A 17,177-nucleotide genomic window follows, 5' to 3' on the forward strand; every position below is an offset into this window, starting at 1 on the left:
TTCGCGAGCAAGCTCGCTCCTACAGGTTTTGTGCTTCAACCAATTAAGGACTTGTCATGATTCCCAATGACGAACAACTCCAGATCAGCGACGCCGCCCGGCAATTCGCCCAGGAACGGCTCAAACCCTTCGCCGCCGAATGGGACCGTGAGCACCGTTTCCCCAAGGAAGCCATTGGTGAGATGGCCGAACTGGGCTTCTTCGGCATGCTGGTGCCGGAGCAGTGGGGCGGTTGCGACACCGGTTACCTGGCCTACGCCATGGCCCTGGAAGAAATCGCTGCCGGTGACGGTGCGTGCTCGACCATCATGAGCGTGCACAACTCGGTGGGTTGCGTGCCGATCCTCAATTACGGCAATGACGATCAGAAAGAACGCTTCCTCAAACCTCTGGCCAGCGGCGCAATGCTCGGTGCTTTCGCCTTGACCGAACCCCAGGCCGGTTCCGACGCCAGCGGCCTGAAAACCCGTGCCCGGCTGGAAGGCGATCACTACGTGCTCAACGGCTGCAAACAGTTCATCACCTCCGGGCAGAACGCCGGGGTAGTGATAGTGTTTGCCGTCACTGATCCGAGCGCTGGCAAACGCGGCATCACGGCGCTGATCGTGCCGACCGATTCACCGGGCTATAAAGTCGCACGGGTTGAAGACAAACTCGGCCAGCACGCCTCCGACACGTGCCAGATCTTGTTTGAAGACGTGAAAGTCCCGCTGGCCAACCGTTTGGGCGAAGAGGGCGAAGGCTACAAGATCGCCCTGGCCAACCTTGAAGGCGGCCGTGTCGGTATCGCCTCGCAATCGGTGGGCATGGCCCGCGCTGCGTTCGAAGCGGCGCGAGATTACGCCCGTGAACGCGAGAGTTTCGGCAAACCAATCATTGAGCATCAGGCCGTTGCGTTCCGCCTGGCGGACATGGCGACCCAGATTGCCGTGGCCCGGCAAATGGTGCATTACGCTGCCGCCTTGCGTGACAGCGGCAAACCGGCCCTGGTCGAAGCGTCGATGGCCAAGCTGTTCGCCTCGGAAATGGCCGAAAAGGTCTGTTCCTCGGCATTGCAAACCCTCGGCGGTTACGGTTACCTGAACGACTTCCCGCTGGAGCGGATCTACCGCGACGTGCGGGTCTGCCAGATCTACGAAGGCACCAGCGACATTCAGCGCATGGTCATTTCGCGCAATCTTTGAGAGAAGGAAAAACCTTGTGAGCTACGAAACGATTTTGCTGGAAACCCACGGCCGCGTCGGCCTGATTACACTGAACCGTCCGCAAGCGCTGAACGCGTTGAACGCGCAGATCGTCAGCGAACTGAACCACGCCCTCGATGGCCTGGAAGCCGACTCCAACATTGGCTGCATCGTGCTGACCGGCTCGAAAAAAGCCTTTGCCGCCGGTGCCGACATCAAGGAAATGGCTGAACTGACCTACCCGCAGATCTACCTTGACGATCTGTTCAGCGACAGCGATCGCGTGGCCAACCGCCGCAAGCCGATCATCGCCGCGGTCAACGGTTTCGCCCTGGGTGGCGGCTGCGAGCTGGCACTGATGTGCGACTTTATTCTGGCCGGCGATAACGCCAGATTTGGCCAACCTGAAATCAACCTCGGCGTGCTGCCGGGCATGGGCGGCACCCAGCGCCTGACCCGCGCCGTGGGCAAGGCCAAGGCCATGGAAATGTGCCTGAGCGGGCGTCTGATCGATGCCGTGGAAGCAGAGCGTTGCGGGATTGTCGCGCGGATTGTGCCGAGTGATGAACTGTTGGATGAAGCGCTGAAAGTCGCGGCGTTGATCGCCAAGAAGTCCCTGCCGATCGCGATGATGGTCAAGGAAAGCGTCAACCGCGCCTTTGAAGTGAGCCTGTCGGAAGGTGTACGTTTTGAGCGCCGGGTGTTCCACGCGGCGTTTGCGACGCAGGATCAGAAGGAAGGGATGGCGGCGTTTATTGCCAAGCGTGAGGCCGAATTCAAAGGGAAGTGATGTAGCGTTCTCACAGACGCCTTCGCTGGCAAGCCAGCTCCTATGTATGGACTCGCCCCCACTGTCTACCCGCTTTTGAAAAACCGCCGCCCCGTTGCATCTATGTATTAGGCCTATTCGAGGAAGCCGTCTTCGGCTTCTGGCCAAAATTGGAAGAGCTCGTGGTATGCCGATTACAGTCAGGCCTCGAAGGCCAGTAGGAGCTAAGGCATCAATCCACGCCGGTCTTACCTGGGGTCAATTTTTTTTCAGCAAAGGGCCGGACAGTTAGTACCTCGGTGGCAGAACTCTGTCGCTCAGTGGCTCATCGTCGCTTGCTGGCCATCACCAGCCTGGCGACGATAAGTCTGGTCATTCTGGAGAAGCACCCAGACGATTCGCAGGTTGCGGTTGGCTAGCCTGACCGCAGCCTCCTTACGACCCAGCCGGCTCATCCAGCGCAACAAGCGGCGGTCATCGGGTTGCTGGGAATCAGGTCGTAGTTGTTGCAGCACCGCATGGGCTCCCTGGATCATCAGGCTGCGTAAATACACATCGCCTCGCTTGGTCATGTCCCCCAGCCGGACCGTTTGCCCGCTGCTGTACTGGTCAGGCACCATGCCAAAGTACGCGGCAAACTTGCGGGCATTGGGAAATCGCTCAGGCTTGGTTTCCTTGGCCACCAGTGCCGTGGCAGTGACTGGGCCGATGCCGCGCACAGTCATCAGTCGCTTCGCCGTCATGTCGGCGTTGGCGGCCACTTCCAGGCGCCCCGTCAGCACGCTGATGCGTTCGCCCAAATGGCGCCACTCGGCCAACAGTTCGTCGATCAGTTCACGCAGCAGGCCCGGCACCGGCTGGGTGGCATCTTCCAGTACCCGCGGAATTTTCTGACTGATCGCCACATCGCCCTGCGCCAAGGCCACGCCGTGCTCGAGCAGCAGGCCGCGCATCTGATTACTCACCGCCGTGCGTCGACGCACATAGCCTTGGCGGGCGCGATGCAACGCCTGCATTGCCAGCGCCGCAACGCTTTTGACCGGCACTGCGCAGATCTTTTCATCGCGACCAGCCCGCAGAATCGCCAGCGCATCGTTGCGATCATTCTTAGGCCCGCTGCGATGTGTGGCCACCAAACCGGCTGGAAGAATCCGCGCCAGATTGCCTTGGTCTTGCAGCTGCCGGGCCCAGGCTTGAGCCCCCGGGCCGGTCTCCATCAGCACCACGACATGAGGCGGCAACTGGCGGAGAAACTCATAAAACGCCTCGCGCGACTTGATCCGCTGCTCGTAGTGCACCTGGCCGAGGACGTCTTCACCGGCGACCTGAAAGACCTGCTTGGCCAGATCGACCGCCACGGTTGTGCAGGCCGACAAATCGGAAGAAGACACGGATTGATCAATCGAAGTATGCTTTTTCATGGACTCGCCCTCGCTGTCGTTGGCTGTTTAGACTGCCACCGTGGCGCATTGACGCCTCGGCTTGGGCGAGTCCATCCAATTACAGGGATACGCATTGCCTCTGTAGGAGCTGGCTTGCCAGCGAAGCTCTTAAAGGTCACACCAGATAATTTTTCAACTCGCGGGCAATCACCATTCGCTGTATCTCGCTCGACCCCTCATAAATCTGCGTGATCCGCGCGTCCCGGTAGTAACGCTCCACCGGGTAATCCTCCAGATACCCATACCCGCCATGAATCTGTATCGCTGACGAGCAGACTTTCTCGGCCATTTCCGACGCAAACAGCTTGGCCTGCGACGCCTCTGACAGGCACGGCTTGCCGGCGCTGCGCAACCGCGCGGCATGCAGGATCATCAGCCGTGCGGCGTTGAGTTGCATGTGCATGTCCGCCAGCAGGTTGGCGATGCTCTGGTGCTCGATGATCGGCTTGGCGAACTGCACGCGATCGCGGGCGTAGGCCAGCGCCGCTTCGAACGCCGCGCGGGCGATGCCCAACGCCTGGGCTGCGATGCCGATGCGGCCGCCTTCGAGGTTGGACAGGGCGATGGCCAGGCCTTTGCCGCGTTCACCCAGCAGATTGGCTTCGGGGATTGTGCAGTTGTTCAGCGTCACCGCGCAGGTGTCGGAGGCGCGGATGCCCATCTTGTGTTCGCTGCGGTCCACGGTGAAGCCTTCGGTGCTGGTTGGCACGAGGAACGCCGAGATACCGCGCTTGCCCAGGTCCGGATCGGTCACGGCGAACACGATCGCCAGTTTTGCCCGTTTGCCGTTGCTGACAAATTGCTTGGCGCCGTTGATCACCCACTGGCCGTCGCGCAGTTCTGCGCGGGTGCGCAGGTTATGAGCTTCGGAGCCGGCCTGAGGCTCGGTCAAACAGAAGCAACCGATGGCCTGACCGCTGGCCAGATCCGCCAGCCAGGTCCGTTTCTGTTCTTCAGTGCCATAGTTGAGCACCGGCCCGCAGCCTACGGAGTTGTGGATGCTCATCAACGCGCCGGTGGCGCCGTCGCCGGCAGAGATTTCTTCCACCGCCAGGGCGTAGGCGACGTAATCGACATAGGTGCCGCCCCATTCCTCAGGCACCACCATGCCCAGCAGGCCGAGTTCGCCCATCTTCGCCACCAGCGCGTCGTCGATCCAGCCGGCCTTTTCCCAGGCTTGCGCGTGGGGTGCGATCTCACCACGGGCAAAATCCCGGGCCATGTCGCGGATCATGACTTGCTCTTCGCTCAATTCGATATCGTGCATGGCTCAGCTCCCACTCTGGTCAAACCCGTTGAAGAAACTCGCCACGTGTGCGGCGTCCAGCGCCTGCAGGGTGGGCGGGTTCCAGCGCGGGTTCTTGTCTTTGTCGATCAGCAAGGCGCGCACGCCTTCGATCAGGTCGCCGCGCTCGAACCACTGGCGGTCCAGGTGCAGCTCAAGGGCGAAGCATTGTTCAAGGCTCAGGTGCCGACCGCGCCGCAACATCTCCAGCGTCACGCCCATGGCCAGCGGTGAACGGGTTGCCAGCAGGTCGGCAGTGGTCGTGGCCCACTCATGGCTGTCGGCGACCGTCACTTCCCGCAATTGTTCAACAATACTCGGCACATCGGGCAGGGCGAAGAAGTGATCGATGGCCGGGCGCAGCGCTTTCAAGGGGGCGTCGGGCAGTTGCTGCACGGCGAGTTTCGCCAGCAGGCCCTGAAGGTCTTTGAGTGGTGTGTCGTGCCATTGCAGCTGATCGAGTTTTTCGTCCAGCTCGGCCAGTTTGCTGCTGTCCAGGTACCAGTCGGCAAGACCGCAATACAGCGCATCGGCCGCGCGGACTTGCACGCCGCTGACGCCCAGGTAAATCCCCAGCTCACCGGGAACGCGCGGCAGGAAGTAACTGCCGCCGACGTCCGGGAAGTAACCGATGCCGACTTCGGGCATTGCCAGACGGCTCTTTTCGGTGACTACCCGCAAGTCGGCACCTTGCACCAGACCCATGCCGCCGCCCAGTACAAAGCCGTCCATCAAGGCCAGAACGGGTTTGCGGTAATGGTGAATCGCGAGGTCGAGGGCATATTCCTCGACGAAGAAATCTTCGTGCAGCGTGTCGCCGCTTTTGAAACTGTCGTAGAGCGAGCGAATGTCGCCACCGGCGCAGAAGGCTTTTTCGCCAGCACCGCGCAGGACCACCGCATGCACCTGCGGATCCTCTTCCCAGGCATCGAGTTGGCGTTGCAGATGGCGGACCATGTCCAGCGTCAGGGCATTAAGGCCGGCGGGGCGGTTGAGGGTCAGGTGACCGATGTGGTTGCGAACTTCGGCCAGCACTTCGTTTTGTGTGGCATCCATGGACCGGTTTCCCGGAGAAGTAACCTGAGCAGTCATCACTAACTCCCTGCTTTATTGTTCTTTATAGACAAGCTCGCACGCGAGCGATGCTGGATCGTAGCAGTGCAAATTTGTGATGTACAACGGGGATCTGTGCAGGTGCTTCCTGCATTTTTGCAGTTGATTATTTGTAGGAGCTAGCTTGCTCGCGAAAAACCTAAGGGCGCCGCGCACATCTGGTATTACGCGTTATCGTTCACGACCATCGCGAGCAAGCTCGCTCCTACAGGGGGCAGGGCTTGTTCAGCCGTTACGGCCCAGGACTTCACCAATACTGCGCCGTTTGGCATGCAACTCACTGGCATGAATCAGTTGCTCAAGGTCTTCGGGAGTAACGTCGAAGAAGGCTTCCATGTCCGCCAGTGCCAGTTTCAGGTCTTGGGCAGTGATCGCCTGGCTGTCGGTAGGCGGGTGATCGGCAGGCACCATGGCGACCGGCTCGCTGGCGCGCTTGGGGTAACGGATGCGCGTCAGGTTGTTATAGGCCAGGGCGCTGAGCAGCATGATCGAGGCGCTGAGCATTACCGGGCCGAGGGCTTGCCAGTCCATGGCAATGGTGGCCGGGTCGGCCAGAACCAGGGTCAGTGCCACCGCCCCGGCCGGTGGATGCAGGCAGCGCAGCCAGCACATCAGGATCAGCGCCATGCCCGCCGCCAGGCAAGCGCTGGACAAGGTGCGGCCGAGCACGTGAGCCACCAATAATGCCACCACCGCTGCACAGAGGTAGCCGCCAACAATCGACCACGGCTGCGCCAGGGCTCCGGAAGACACCGCAAACAGCAGCACCGCCGAAGCGCCCAGCGGACCGATCAAATGCTGCGCCACTTCAATGCCGAACACCTGGCCGCACAGCCAGACGCTGAGCAGCGTTCCAAAGGCCATGCCGATGGCGGCACGGCTCCATTCGGAGGGGCGGGTGTTGATGGCGGCGGGCAACCAGCGAGCAAGCATGATGAATACCGTTGCGTTGACAAAAACCTGAGGAAAAAAAAGGCTTGTCTGGGATACCCAGAAAGCCCTTGAAGTTGTTCCAACTATTGGGGGAGGAACGACGACAGTGTGCCGAACCTTTCCGATGCTGACAAATTCATATTAATGAAGCTTCAGTTCATTATTTCTGATGTAACGCCACGCGCCGACCACTCATGAAACACAGGAATCCGCCCATCGCGGTAAGTGCGCTCAAGGCGTAGAACATGGTCGGCGCGGGCGTGTGCATCAGCAGAAAGCCGCAAATCACCGGACTCAGGGCGCCGCCCAGGGCCGCCAGGTTCTGCGCACCGTAGTAACTGCCGCGCAGCTCTTCCGGGGCCAGGGTGTCGACAAAGAGGAATTCGGCCGGGTAAATGATCATTTCCCCAAGCGTGAAAATGAACATCGCTACGCACCAGCTGATCATGCTGTCCGCCAGACTGAAACCGATCATCCCGAGGATGAACAGGCTGGTGCCGCCGGCGATCCAGTAGCGCAGCTTTTCGCGATTGAGGAAACGGCCGATCTGGTACTGCAACAGGATCACGCTGATAGCGTTACAGGCGAGCAGCGCGGCCATGATGTCCAGGGCGCGTTTGGAATCGTGGGTGACCAGCAGGTATTGCGACAGATATAAGGTGTAACGGCCATGCACCACGGTGCTGAGCAGGCAGCCGCAAGTGAACATGATCAGGGTGCGGTCATTTTTCAGAGTCACCAGGGTCTTGAAAAAACTTTGCGGTTGGCCAATGGCCGGTGTCTGTGCGGAATCCTTTGGGATACCGATCATCAGGAAGATGCTGAAAAACGCGATGGCACCGGCAATCAGAAACGGCGCAATCGGGTAGTAACCGGCGATCACCACGCCGAGCATGGGGCCGGTGGCATAGCCGACGTTGGTCAGGGTGTAGCGCAGGGAAAACGCCTTGGCGCGTTGGCCCATGGGCAGGTTTTCGCTGAGGATCGCTTTCGAACCGATGAGAAACAGCGCCGAAGCGGTCTCGGTGATCACCAGGGTGGCGGTGGTCAGGTAGAGGTTTTCGGCGAAGGTCAGCAGCACAAAGCCGATGGCGCTGGAGAGCATGGCCAGGATCAGCAGCCGGCGCTTTTCCAGGCGGTCGATGATGTAGCCGCCATACAGCGCGAGCAGGGTGGCGATGAATACCGCGATGCCCAACAGCAAGCCAACGTCCTGTTGGTTGAGGCCCAGCTTGTTGCTCAAGAACAGCGTGAGCAACGGGCTGGTGATGGCGCGGCTGACGACGATGGTCAGCGATACGATCATCAACCGGCGGATAACGAGGGAGTAAGTGGCCACGGTGAGTGCACGAGTCCTTGTTCTAGAAATGACATTTCAGGGTTTCGATACCCTTGTAGCAGCTGGCGAAGCCTGCGTTCGGCTGCGAAGCAGTCGTGAAATCAAACAGCGCGGTTATTCAGACAAACCGGGGTGTCTGGATACGATCGCTGCGCGCTCGAACGCAGCCTTCGGCAGCTGCTACAGATTCCGTGTTCGCAACAAAAGTGTTTCCCTCCAGGCGGTTCTTCAGCCTGCTCGCTCATGACGGGTAATCCCGATAATGCCGCTCATACACCGACGCCGGATGATCCTCGGTCACTGACGCGGCCGACTCGGCCCACCATTGCGCGACTTGCGCCCCGGTGGCGATCCACACGTCGTCGTGCCGCAAAATCCCTCAAGCAGCTCGCGCAACACGCCAATTCGTCCCGGCGTCGCAATGATTTCCGGGTGCAGGCGCAGTACGTAGCACAGACCAAAGCGATGAAACCCTTCGAAGTCCATTTGCAGGTTGCCCAGAGTGTGGCTGTAGGACGCGATCCGCGATTGCGCCGGTGGCACCGCCGGGCTGAGGTTGAAGGCGAAGTAGGGTTCGTCTTCCAGTTCATAGTGCAACGGCAACTCGATCACCTGCGGCGCCGTTGGATGAGCGAAAGGCAAATCATCGCCGCGCCATGATGACGACCAGCGGATGCCCTGATCCTTCAACGCCTCGATGAAGCCCGGTGCACCGTTGCCAGCGGGGATTCGGAAACCGGTGGGACGCCGACCGGTCAGCGCAGTCAATGCCTCGCAACCCTGGGCGATGTCGGCGCTCTGCGCGGTCAGGTCGAGGGTGTCGTAGTTCTGATGGCGATACCCGGCGCAGGCGATTTCATGGCCGTGGGCCTTGATCGCGCGAATGTGTTCGGGGTTTTCCTCGGCCACGATGCCGGGGACAAACCAGCTGCTGGAAACGCCGAGCTCCTTGAACAAACCGAGTAAGCGCTCGACGCCGCGCTGGGTGCCGTAGCGCCAGACCGACAGGGTCTTGTCGCGCCCGGCAACTTCCGGCGCCTGGGTGAGAATGCCGTGGATGTCGTTGTAATCGACGGTCAGTACCACGGCGCAACGGTAGCCCTTGGGCCAGACGGTGGACTCAGCCATGATGATGCTCCTTGAGCCACCACTGGGCGACGTCGCGGCAAGTGGCGAACCACACGTCGTCGCGTTGGCGCATGTGTTCGAAGAGTTTTTCCAGCAACAGGATGCGCCCCGGCTTGCCGGTGATCTTGGGGTGGAACAGGGTCGTCAGGCACAACCCTTCGTCCATGGCGCCGTCGTATTCGCGGCGCCAGCTGTCCAGGGTCAGCTCGTAACTGGCGGTGCGGTCCAGCCCGGAGGGGAAGTCCGGCGCGCGGGTGTAGGCGATGGAGGCGTAGTCGTCCATTTCCCAGCGGCCGGGGATTTCCACCAGTGGCGTGGCGTGGCCCGGTACGTTCACCAGGTACGGGCGATCGTCACCGCGCATGCTGCTGGAGTAAGTCACGCCGGCCTCAACCAGCATCGCCGGGGTTTCGGCGCGCCAGTCGCCGGAGGGTGTGCGGAAACCTTCGGCGCGGATGTTCAGGTGTTTCCAGAACACCTCGCGGGACAGCTTCATGACGTCCTTCTGCTGGTCCAGCGTCAGGGCGTAAAAGGATTCGTGTTTGTAGCCGTGATAAGCCACCTCATGCCCGCGTTCGACAATCGCCTGGCACTGTTTTGGCCAGTTTTCCACGACCCACGCCGGGACGAAAAATGTTGTCGGGATGCGAAACTCATCGAGCAGATCGAGAATCCGCGGCAATGCCCGATACGGGCCGTATCCGCCAAAACCGAAGTACTCGGGCTTGCGCCAGATCGAGCCGTCGAGCATGGCATCGCCGGTCGGCCCATCGAGGTCAAAGGCCAGGGCCAGGCAGGCTTTGTGCTGGCCGGGCCAGGTGGGTTGGGGTGAGGAGGACATCGGGGTGCTCCAGCTATCTATCAAAAAACACCGGACCCTGTAGGAGCTGGCTTGCCAGCGAAGACGTCGGCACATCCAACGGCGATGTCGTCTGTCATGCTGCCTTCGCTGGCAAGCCAGCTCCTACAGGGGCAAGCATTACTTGCCGGCGTTGATCGTTACGGTCTTGATCGCGCCCAGTTCCAGGTCCCACTTCTTCAGGATCGCCTGGTAGCTGCCGTCGTCGATCATGCTCTGCAACGCGACTTTCACCGCTTCGCTCAATTCAGGTTTTTTCTTGCTCACGCCAAGGCCGGTGAACTGCGAGGAGATCGGCAGGCCCACGGTCTTGTACATGTCCTTTTCCTGGGTTTTCAGGTAAGGCAGGGTTTCGCTGCCCTGCATGGCGGCGTCGATGCGGCTCTGGCGCAGTTGCGCGCGGGCGTCGGCCGAGCCTTCGGTGCCGATCACGTTGATCGCAGGCTTGCCGGCGGCTTCACAGTTGGCCTTGCTCCACTCGGCGATTTCCGCCGGGAAGGTGGTACGGCGACTGGTGCCGACTTTCTTGCCGCACAGATCGACGATCTCGTTGGTGTCCTTGTTTTTCTGCAGGGTGTAGAACTGCGGGCCGCTGGTGAAGTAGTCGACGAAGGTCACGCTGGCCTGGCGTTCGGCGGTGTCGGTCATGCCCGACAGCACCATGTCCACGCGGTCGGTGGTCAGGGCGTTGATCATTTGCTCGAAACCGGTTTCCTGCCATTTGATCTTCACGCCCAGACGTTCGGCCAGGGCATTGCCCAGGTCATAGTCAAGGCCGGTGAGGGTGTTGGTGGCCGGGTCCTTGAAATCCATCGGCGGGTAATTCGGCATGATCGCGACCACGATCTCGCCCTTGGCCTTGATGCTGGCCGGCAACTCGGCGGCGAAGCTGAAGCCGGATGCCATAACGCCTGCGAGTACTGCTGGAATAACGAAGTTCTTCATGGGTCGTTCTCTTATGAGTGTTTTTTTTACGCCAACCGGCGCTTAGGTTCGAACGGCAGAAATGAAGCTTTGGGTGCGTGGGTTTTGCGGACTTATTAGTATTTCTTCGGGGCTTCCTGCCTCCACGATTTGCCCGCCGTCCATGAACACCATGCGGTTGGACACTTCGCGAGCGAAGCCCAGTTCATGGGTGACGACGATCATGGTCATGCCGGTCTGTGCCAGATCGCGCATTACCGACAGCACCTCACCGACCAGTTCCGGGTCGAGTGCCGAAGTGGGTTCATCGAACAGCATCAGCTTGGGCCGCATGGCCAGGGCGCGGGCAATCGCCACCCGTTGCTGCTGACCACCCGAGAGTTCGATCGGATAGCTGTTGCGCTTGTCGGCCAGGCCGACACGGGCCAGCAGTTCCACGGCTTCTTCGTGCGCCTCCTTGGGCGAACGCTTGAGCACCTGGCACGGCCCTTCGATGATGTTTTGCAACACGGTCATGTGTGGGAACAGGTTGAAGCGCTGGAACACCATGCCAGTGGACAGGCGCTGGCGGGCGATCTGCGATTCGTTGAGCTCGTGCAGTTTGTTGCCGACGACCCGGTAACCCACCAGTTCGCCGTCGACCCAGAGGCCGCCCTTGTCGATCTTTTCCAGCTGGTTCACGCAGCGCAACAGGGTGCTTTTGCCGGAGCCGGATGGGCCGATGATGCACAGCACTTCGCCTTGCTCGACTTCGATGTTGATGTCCTTGAGCGCGTGGTAGCTGTCGTAGTACTTGTTCAGGCTCACGGCCTTGACGATGTTTCTCATGTCGGATTCCTCAAGAACGCTTGCCGGCGCCACGAGCGAAACGACGCTCCAGACGGCTTTGACCAAAGGACAGGACGGTGACGGCGACCAGGTACCAGATACCGGCGACGATCAGCAGCTCCATCACGCGGGCGTTGGCGTAGTAGATGTTCTGGGCGTTGTAGAGCAGTTCCGAGTACTGGATCACGCTTGCCAGCGAAGTCATTTTCACCATGCCGATGAACTCGTTGCCCACCGGCGGAATGATGATGCGCATGGCCTGGGGCAGGATGATCCGGCGTAGCGCTTGCAGGCGCGGCATACCGATCGACTTGGCGGCTTCGTATTGCCCGGTGTCCACCGAAAGCAGGCCGGCACGCACCACTTCGGCGGTGTAGGCGCCCTGGTTGATGCTCAAGCCGAGCAGGGCGGCCACGAACGGCGTCATCAGGCTCACGGTATCGACTTCGAACAGGCCGGGAATGCCGATGGTGGGAAAGATCAGCGCCAGGTTGAACCACAACAGCAGTTGCAGAATCAGTGGCGTGCCGCGAAACAGCCAGGTGTAGGTCAGCGCCACGTAGCGCAGGATCGGGTTGGCCGACATGCGCATGATCGCCGTGATCACCCCGAAACAATGCCCAGGGCCATCGCCAGCACCGCCATGACGATGGTATTGAACAAGCCCCACAGGATTGCCTGGGATGTGACGAACTGGCCGATGTACGACCATTCGATCTTGCCTTCGGCGAAGGCGCGCACCAGACCCAGAATCGCGATGACGATCACCGTGGCGAAGAAGATCCGCCCGTAATAGCGCCGTGGCACGTGTTGGTACTGGGTGATGTCGAACTGGTTTTCCGCCAGTTTGCGCTCAGCCTGGAGTCGTTCTGCCTGTGTCTGGCTCATGTTTGTTTCTCCGTACACGTTATCTGTAGGAGCGAGCCTGCTCGCGATGGTCGTCAACGATGACGTTGGCTGTCTGACACCCCGCGGTATCCGTGACGCCATCGCGACGGTGCGACGATTCGACAGGCTCGCTCCTACAGGGGTTTTGCGTTTGATTCAGAGGCGGAAGCCCTGATAGTCCTCGGTCCATTTTTGCTGGGCGGCGAGGGCGGTTTTCAGGCGGCCGATCTGCTCGCGTACCCGTTGCGGCGCGGTGCCACCCAGCCACTGCGGGCGGCGATGGCGGCTTCCAGGGTCAGGCTGTCGCGCACTTCGGGCGTCAGGCGCGGATCGATCTCGGCCAGCAGCGCCGGGGAGGCTTCCCACAGTTCGATGTCATGTTTCTCGCACGCCTGGACCAGCGCGCCGGTGATTTCGTGGGCTTCCTTGAACGGCACGCCGCGCACCGCCAGCCAGTCGGCGACTTCGGTGGCGAGGGTGAAGCCCATGGGCGCCTGGCGACGCAGCTCTTCGACGTTGACCGTCATGGTCGCGACCATCCCGGCCATGGCCGGCAGCACCAGCAGCAGGGTATCGACACTGTCGAGTACGCCGTTCTTGTCTTCGCTCAAGTCGCGGTTGTACGACAGTGGCAGGGACTTGAGGATCGACAGCAGACCGGTCAGGTTGCCGATCAGGCGACCGGCCTTGCCCCGGGCGAGTTCGGCGATGTCCGGGTTCTTTTTCTGCGGCATGATCGAACTGCCGGTGGCATAGGCATCGTCCAACGCGACCCAGCGGAATTGCCGTGACGACCACAGGCAAAACTCTTCGGCGAGGCGGGAAATGTTGATGCCGAGCATGCTGGCGATAAACAGGAACTCGGCGACGTGATCGCGGCTGGCGACGGCGTCGATGGAGTTTTCGCAAACACCGCTGTAACCCATTTCCTTCGCCGATTGCTGCGGCAGCCGCGCGATGGCCGAACCGGCCATGGCCGCCGCACCCAGTGGCGACAACGAGGTGCGCGCATCCCAGTCCACCAGGCGCTGCACATCACGCAACATCGATTGTGCGTGGGCCAGCAAGTGATGGGCGAACACGATCGGCTGCGCCTGCTGCAAGTGGGTGAAGCCGGGGCAGATGCTTTCGACGTGTTGTTCGGCCTGATCCACCAGCGCTTGCTGCAAGGCCAGCACTTCGACGGCCAGGGTGCGTACGTGATCGCGCAAAAATAGCCGCAGGTCGTTAGCGGTCTGGTCATTGCGCGAACGGCCGGCGCGCAGCTTGCCGCCCAGGGCGCCAAGGCGTTCGGTCAGCAGGCGTTCGATGAAGGTGTGGACGTCTTCGTCGTCCAGGGTCGGGGCAACGCTGCCGGCGCGGAAGTCGGCACCGATACGCTCCAGGGCGTCGAGCATGGTTTGGGTTTCCTGCTCACTCAGAAGTCCTGCGCGCTGCAATTCCCGAGCATGGGCCTTGGAACCGGCGAGGTCGTACGGGGTGAGGCGGAAATAGCGCTCGGGGCAGCGGGACAGGGCTGCCAGGGCTTCGGACGGACCGCTTTTGAAGCGAGCACCCCACAGACGGTCGGTGGTTTGAGACATTATTGTTTTCCTCGTCGGTAATGCGAACGAAATCGGTATGCCAGACCTGTTATTCATGCCGAACATCATTCGGCCGACATCAGGTCAGTTGAATATCAAGGGCAGGGGACTAGCGCAGTTGCAAAAGGACGAGAGCTGATTGACGTATCAGCTTTTAATGGTTCGAAATCAGTGATTTGGCACTGAAGTTCGGAATTTGTTAGCGGTTGCCAAGTCTGGATTTCTGTGTTCATTATTATTAGGCCAGCTATGTTTTTGTTGTTGGATACAGATTGTTGAATCGGGCGCCAGAGGTAAATAAGCATTATGGAAACCCCACTTTCCAATTCCGGAAACCCGCCGCCGAAAACGCTGCAACGGGCACCGTTGGCCCTCAGCGGGCTGGACTTCAAACTGCTCAAGGTGTTCAAGGCGGTGGTCGAGGCCGGTGGTTTCAGTGCGGCTCAGAACGAGTTGAATGTGGGGCTGGCAGCCATCAGCAAACAGATCTCCGACCTGGAAATCCGTATTGGCATGCGTCTGTGTACCCGAGGGCGAGAAGGTTTTCACCTGACCGAAGAAGGGCGCCTGGTCTATCAGGCGTCCATTGATTTATTTGCCTCGGTCGACAACTTTCGCGATCGTCTTAGTTCAGCTCGAATGAACTTGTTGGGGATCTTGGAGTGGGGGTTATTGATAATACGATTTCTGATCCGGCGTCGCCATTAGTTGCGGCGCTTAGAGCAATCAATGAACAATCTCCGAAAGTAAGATTTCAACTTCAAGCGACACAACTTGACGAGGTAGAAAGGGGCGTCGTAGAGGGGCGATTAGCGGCGGGGATTGTTCCGGTTTATCAAAAGCGCGAGGAGTTTGATTACTACACGCTCTACGATGAACGCTCGGAAGTTTATTGCGCAGTCGGTCACCCTCTGTTCGCCATGGCGGACGCGGAAATGGGCGGCAGCGTGCTCAAGGATCATGAGTGCATCAACCACCGCTACGCGATTCACCGAGACAAGCTGAATTTCGCCCACTACGACAGTTTTTCCGCCTCTGCCACTCAGGTGGAAGCCGTGGCGCTGTTGATCAAGACCGGTCGTTTCGTGGGTTTCCTGCCCCAGCATTACGCGGCACCATGGGTGGCTCGGGGTGAGTTTCGTGCTGTGCGCCCGGATCTGATCAATATCGTCACACCGTTCAATCTGATTTTGCGCCACAACACGGTTCGCAGCCCGCTGGTGAAGGCATTTGCCCAGGCTTTGGGTGTTGATTTGAAGGCGTCGGTTTGAAGGTTCACCTGTAGCGAACAGTAACTAGCGAATACGACGCTTAAGGTTTCTGCATATGCAGCAGTACGAAATCGTTTTTATCGAAACGGCCAATCAATACCGGCTGTAGTGCTCCGGGAACTGTGCCTTGAATAGCCCGGTAATCGTTCAGATCCATCATCACCCAGGCAGGCGCTGCAACACTTTCCAGTCCCTGGATCGACTCGGTGAAGAGTGGTTGCAAGTCCTGCTCGATATTGACCATGAACTTGATGGCTTTGGCGTCCTTGCCCATGCGGTGCAGCACCAGAGGCGCAGGGTCTTGTTGCACCAGAGCGAATGCGCTGCGGCTGAAAGTCTGGGTGTCGTAAAGTTGGCGTTCGAGCGGCTCGAACAACAGAATGTAAAACGACCAGAGTGCCAACACCGCGCTAAAGGCCAGTGTTTGTGGTCGCCATTGGGGGCGAAACAGTACGGCCACTGCAACGGCTTGTAGAAGTCCGAGCAAGGTCATCAACGAAGCGACATGAGTCACTTCCTCGGCAAATCGTTGTCGCGCAAACAGTACAACAGCCATCAATGCAGCGGGTATCAGCAACCACAATGCTTGCATCAAACGGCGTAGCCAAACAAACCATCGACCCTGAGCCCCCACAAAGGGATACGCAGCAATGATCGCCGCCATGGGTAGCATCGGCAGCAGGTATCGGGCTTTTTTCGCCTGGGGTATGGACAGCCCGAGCATGACGATCAATCCGGCTGCCACGCAGTACTGCAGCACGCGCAATGCCGGCCCGGTCTGGCGTGGCTTGTTCAGCCAGACCGCGATCAACGCCAGCAATGCCAAAGGATAGGCCAGCGCATAGTTGCCAACAGAACCGGTGAAGTAGTACAGCGGACCGCTGGCGCCTTCGCTGCCATCCATGCGTCCGGTGAACTGCATGCGAATCACATCCTGCATAAACTCCGGACCGCCGCTGATTTTGGCCAGCCATAGCAAAAAGCCGACGCACACGGCCAATAGCAGCGCCGCCATCAGGCCGAAACCGATCAGGCGTTGCCAGTCACGATTGAGCAGGTAGTAGCTGCAGAGCATGCCGGTGGGAATCACCAGCCCGATCGGACCGCGCACGCCAAAACCCAATAGCAATAAGGCAAAGATCAACAGCCATCGGCGTGGCGCCGCGAAATGATCGGCAGCATAACCCAGGTAGAACACGGCAAACGCCACTGCCGCGAGCATCAAGTCCAGGGAGATCGCTCGTGTTTCGGTAACGAAGGTATGGGTCAGCAACATCAGGGCGATGCTCAGCAGCGCCCATTGGATAGAATACGAAGCAACCAGTCGGTACATCAACGTGACGATGACCGCCGCGGCGATGGCACTTGGCAACCAGGCACTGAGGCTGTTGACCTGCCCGAATGGCAGGGCCGACAACCAGACAAACAGTGTCGAAAGCGCCGAGTAATCCGCGTAGGGCTGACTATAGGTCGTGGGGAAAAAAGACGGCCCGTGGCGCAGCATCTCTTGTGCGAACAGTACAAAGCGCGAGTCGAAGCCGATAGGCGCCTGCTGATACACGCCTGCACTGAACAGAAGCAGCGCCAACAGTCCGACCACGAGGGACTGTCGGCGAATACCCGGTGTCATG

At 59.9% G+C, this 17,177-nt stretch carries 11 protein-coding genes and 4 pseudogenes; 3 read left to right on the plus strand and 12 right to left on the minus strand.

The features are described from left to right. The first annotated feature begins 56 nt into the window (after positions 1–56). Complete coding sequence (locus CES87_RS04650) at positions 57–1,184, plus strand: acyl-CoA dehydrogenase (RefSeq protein ID WP_128605158.1); 1,128 nt, start codon at positions 57–59, stop codon at positions 1,182–1,184. Between the two features lie 16 nt (positions 1,185–1,200). Continuing rightward, positions 1,201–1,974 carry an enoyl-CoA hydratase gene (locus CES87_RS04655; RefSeq protein WP_128605159.1) on the plus strand — a complete coding sequence of 258 codons (774 nt, stop codon included), beginning with the start codon at positions 1,201–1,203 and terminating at the stop codon, positions 1,972–1,974. Between the two features lie 296 nt (positions 1,975–2,270). On the opposite strand, the gene CES87_RS04660 is transcribed toward CES87_RS04655, so the two are convergent. From CES87_RS04660 to argH, 11 genes and pseudogenes are all read right to left on the minus strand, one after another. Beyond that, complete coding sequence (locus CES87_RS04660; RefSeq protein ID WP_128605370.1) at positions 2,271–3,329, minus strand: IS110 family transposase; 1,059 nt, start codon at positions 3,327–3,329, stop codon at positions 2,271–2,273. A 181-nt stretch (positions 3,330–3,510) separates the two neighbouring features. Beyond that, positions 3,511–4,662: an acyl-CoA dehydrogenase family protein gene (locus tag CES87_RS04665; RefSeq protein WP_128605160.1), complete on the minus strand. Its 1,152-nt coding sequence runs from the start codon at positions 4,660–4,662 to the stop codon at positions 3,511–3,513. Between the two features lie 3 nt (positions 4,663–4,665). Next, entirely contained in the window at positions 4,666–5,772 is a 1,107-nt protein-coding gene (locus CES87_RS04670) for an enoyl-CoA hydratase/isomerase family protein (protein WP_128605161.1), read from the minus strand. Positions 5,773–6,018: 246 nt separating this feature from the next. Further along, positions 6,019–6,726 carry an HPP family protein gene (locus CES87_RS04675; protein WP_128605162.1) on the minus strand — a complete coding sequence of 236 codons (708 nt, stop codon included), beginning with the start codon at positions 6,724–6,726 and terminating at the stop codon, positions 6,019–6,021. 160 nt (positions 6,727–6,886) lie between these two features. Beyond that, a complete protein-coding gene (locus tag CES87_RS04680; protein WP_128605163.1) occupies positions 6,887–8,065 on the minus strand; it encodes an MFS transporter in 1,179 nt (392 codons plus the stop codon). Between the two features lie 241 nt (positions 8,066–8,306). After that, positions 8,307–9,193 (minus strand): annotated as a pseudogene (locus tag CES87_RS04685) (polysaccharide deacetylase). Beyond that, a complete protein-coding gene (locus tag CES87_RS04690; RefSeq protein ID WP_128605164.1) occupies positions 9,186–10,034 on the minus strand; it encodes a polysaccharide deacetylase in 849 nt (282 codons plus the stop codon). Before CES87_RS04690 ends, CES87_RS04685 begins: the two are co-directional and overlap by 8 nt. A gap of 138 nt (positions 10,035–10,172) precedes the next feature. Next, positions 10,173–10,997: an ABC transporter substrate-binding protein gene (locus tag CES87_RS04695; protein ID WP_128605165.1), complete on the minus strand. Its 825-nt coding sequence runs from the start codon at positions 10,995–10,997 to the stop codon at positions 10,173–10,175. Between the two features lie 42 nt (positions 10,998–11,039). Beyond that, complete coding sequence (locus CES87_RS04700; protein ID WP_128605166.1) at positions 11,040–11,804, minus strand: amino acid ABC transporter ATP-binding protein; 765 nt, start codon at positions 11,802–11,804, stop codon at positions 11,040–11,042. Positions 11,805–11,814: 10 nt separating this feature from the next. Next, positions 11,815–12,692 (minus strand): annotated as a pseudogene (locus CES87_RS04705) (amino acid ABC transporter permease). A 156-nt stretch (positions 12,693–12,848) separates the two neighbouring features. Next, a pseudogene (gene argH, locus CES87_RS04710) lies at positions 12,849–14,275 on the minus strand (argininosuccinate lyase). Positions 14,276–14,581: 306 nt separating this feature from the next. Here argH and CES87_RS04715 point away from each other — a divergent pair. Next, positions 14,582–15,546: pseudogene (locus tag CES87_RS04715) on the plus strand (LysR family transcriptional regulator). A 40-nt stretch (positions 15,547–15,586) separates the two neighbouring features. On the opposite strand, the gene CES87_RS04720 reads toward CES87_RS04715, so the two are convergent. Beyond that, positions 15,587–17,176 (minus strand): glycosyltransferase family 39 protein, encoded by a 1,590-nt coding sequence (locus CES87_RS04720; RefSeq protein ID WP_128605167.1) that lies wholly within the window; start codon positions 17,174–17,176, stop codon positions 15,587–15,589. Between the last annotated feature and the right edge of the window lies 1 nt (position 17,177).

It is taken from the genome of Pseudomonas sp. ERMR1:02 (assembly GCF_002277815.1).
Lineage (GTDB): Bacteria > Pseudomonadota > Gammaproteobacteria > Pseudomonadales > Pseudomonadaceae > Aquipseudomonas.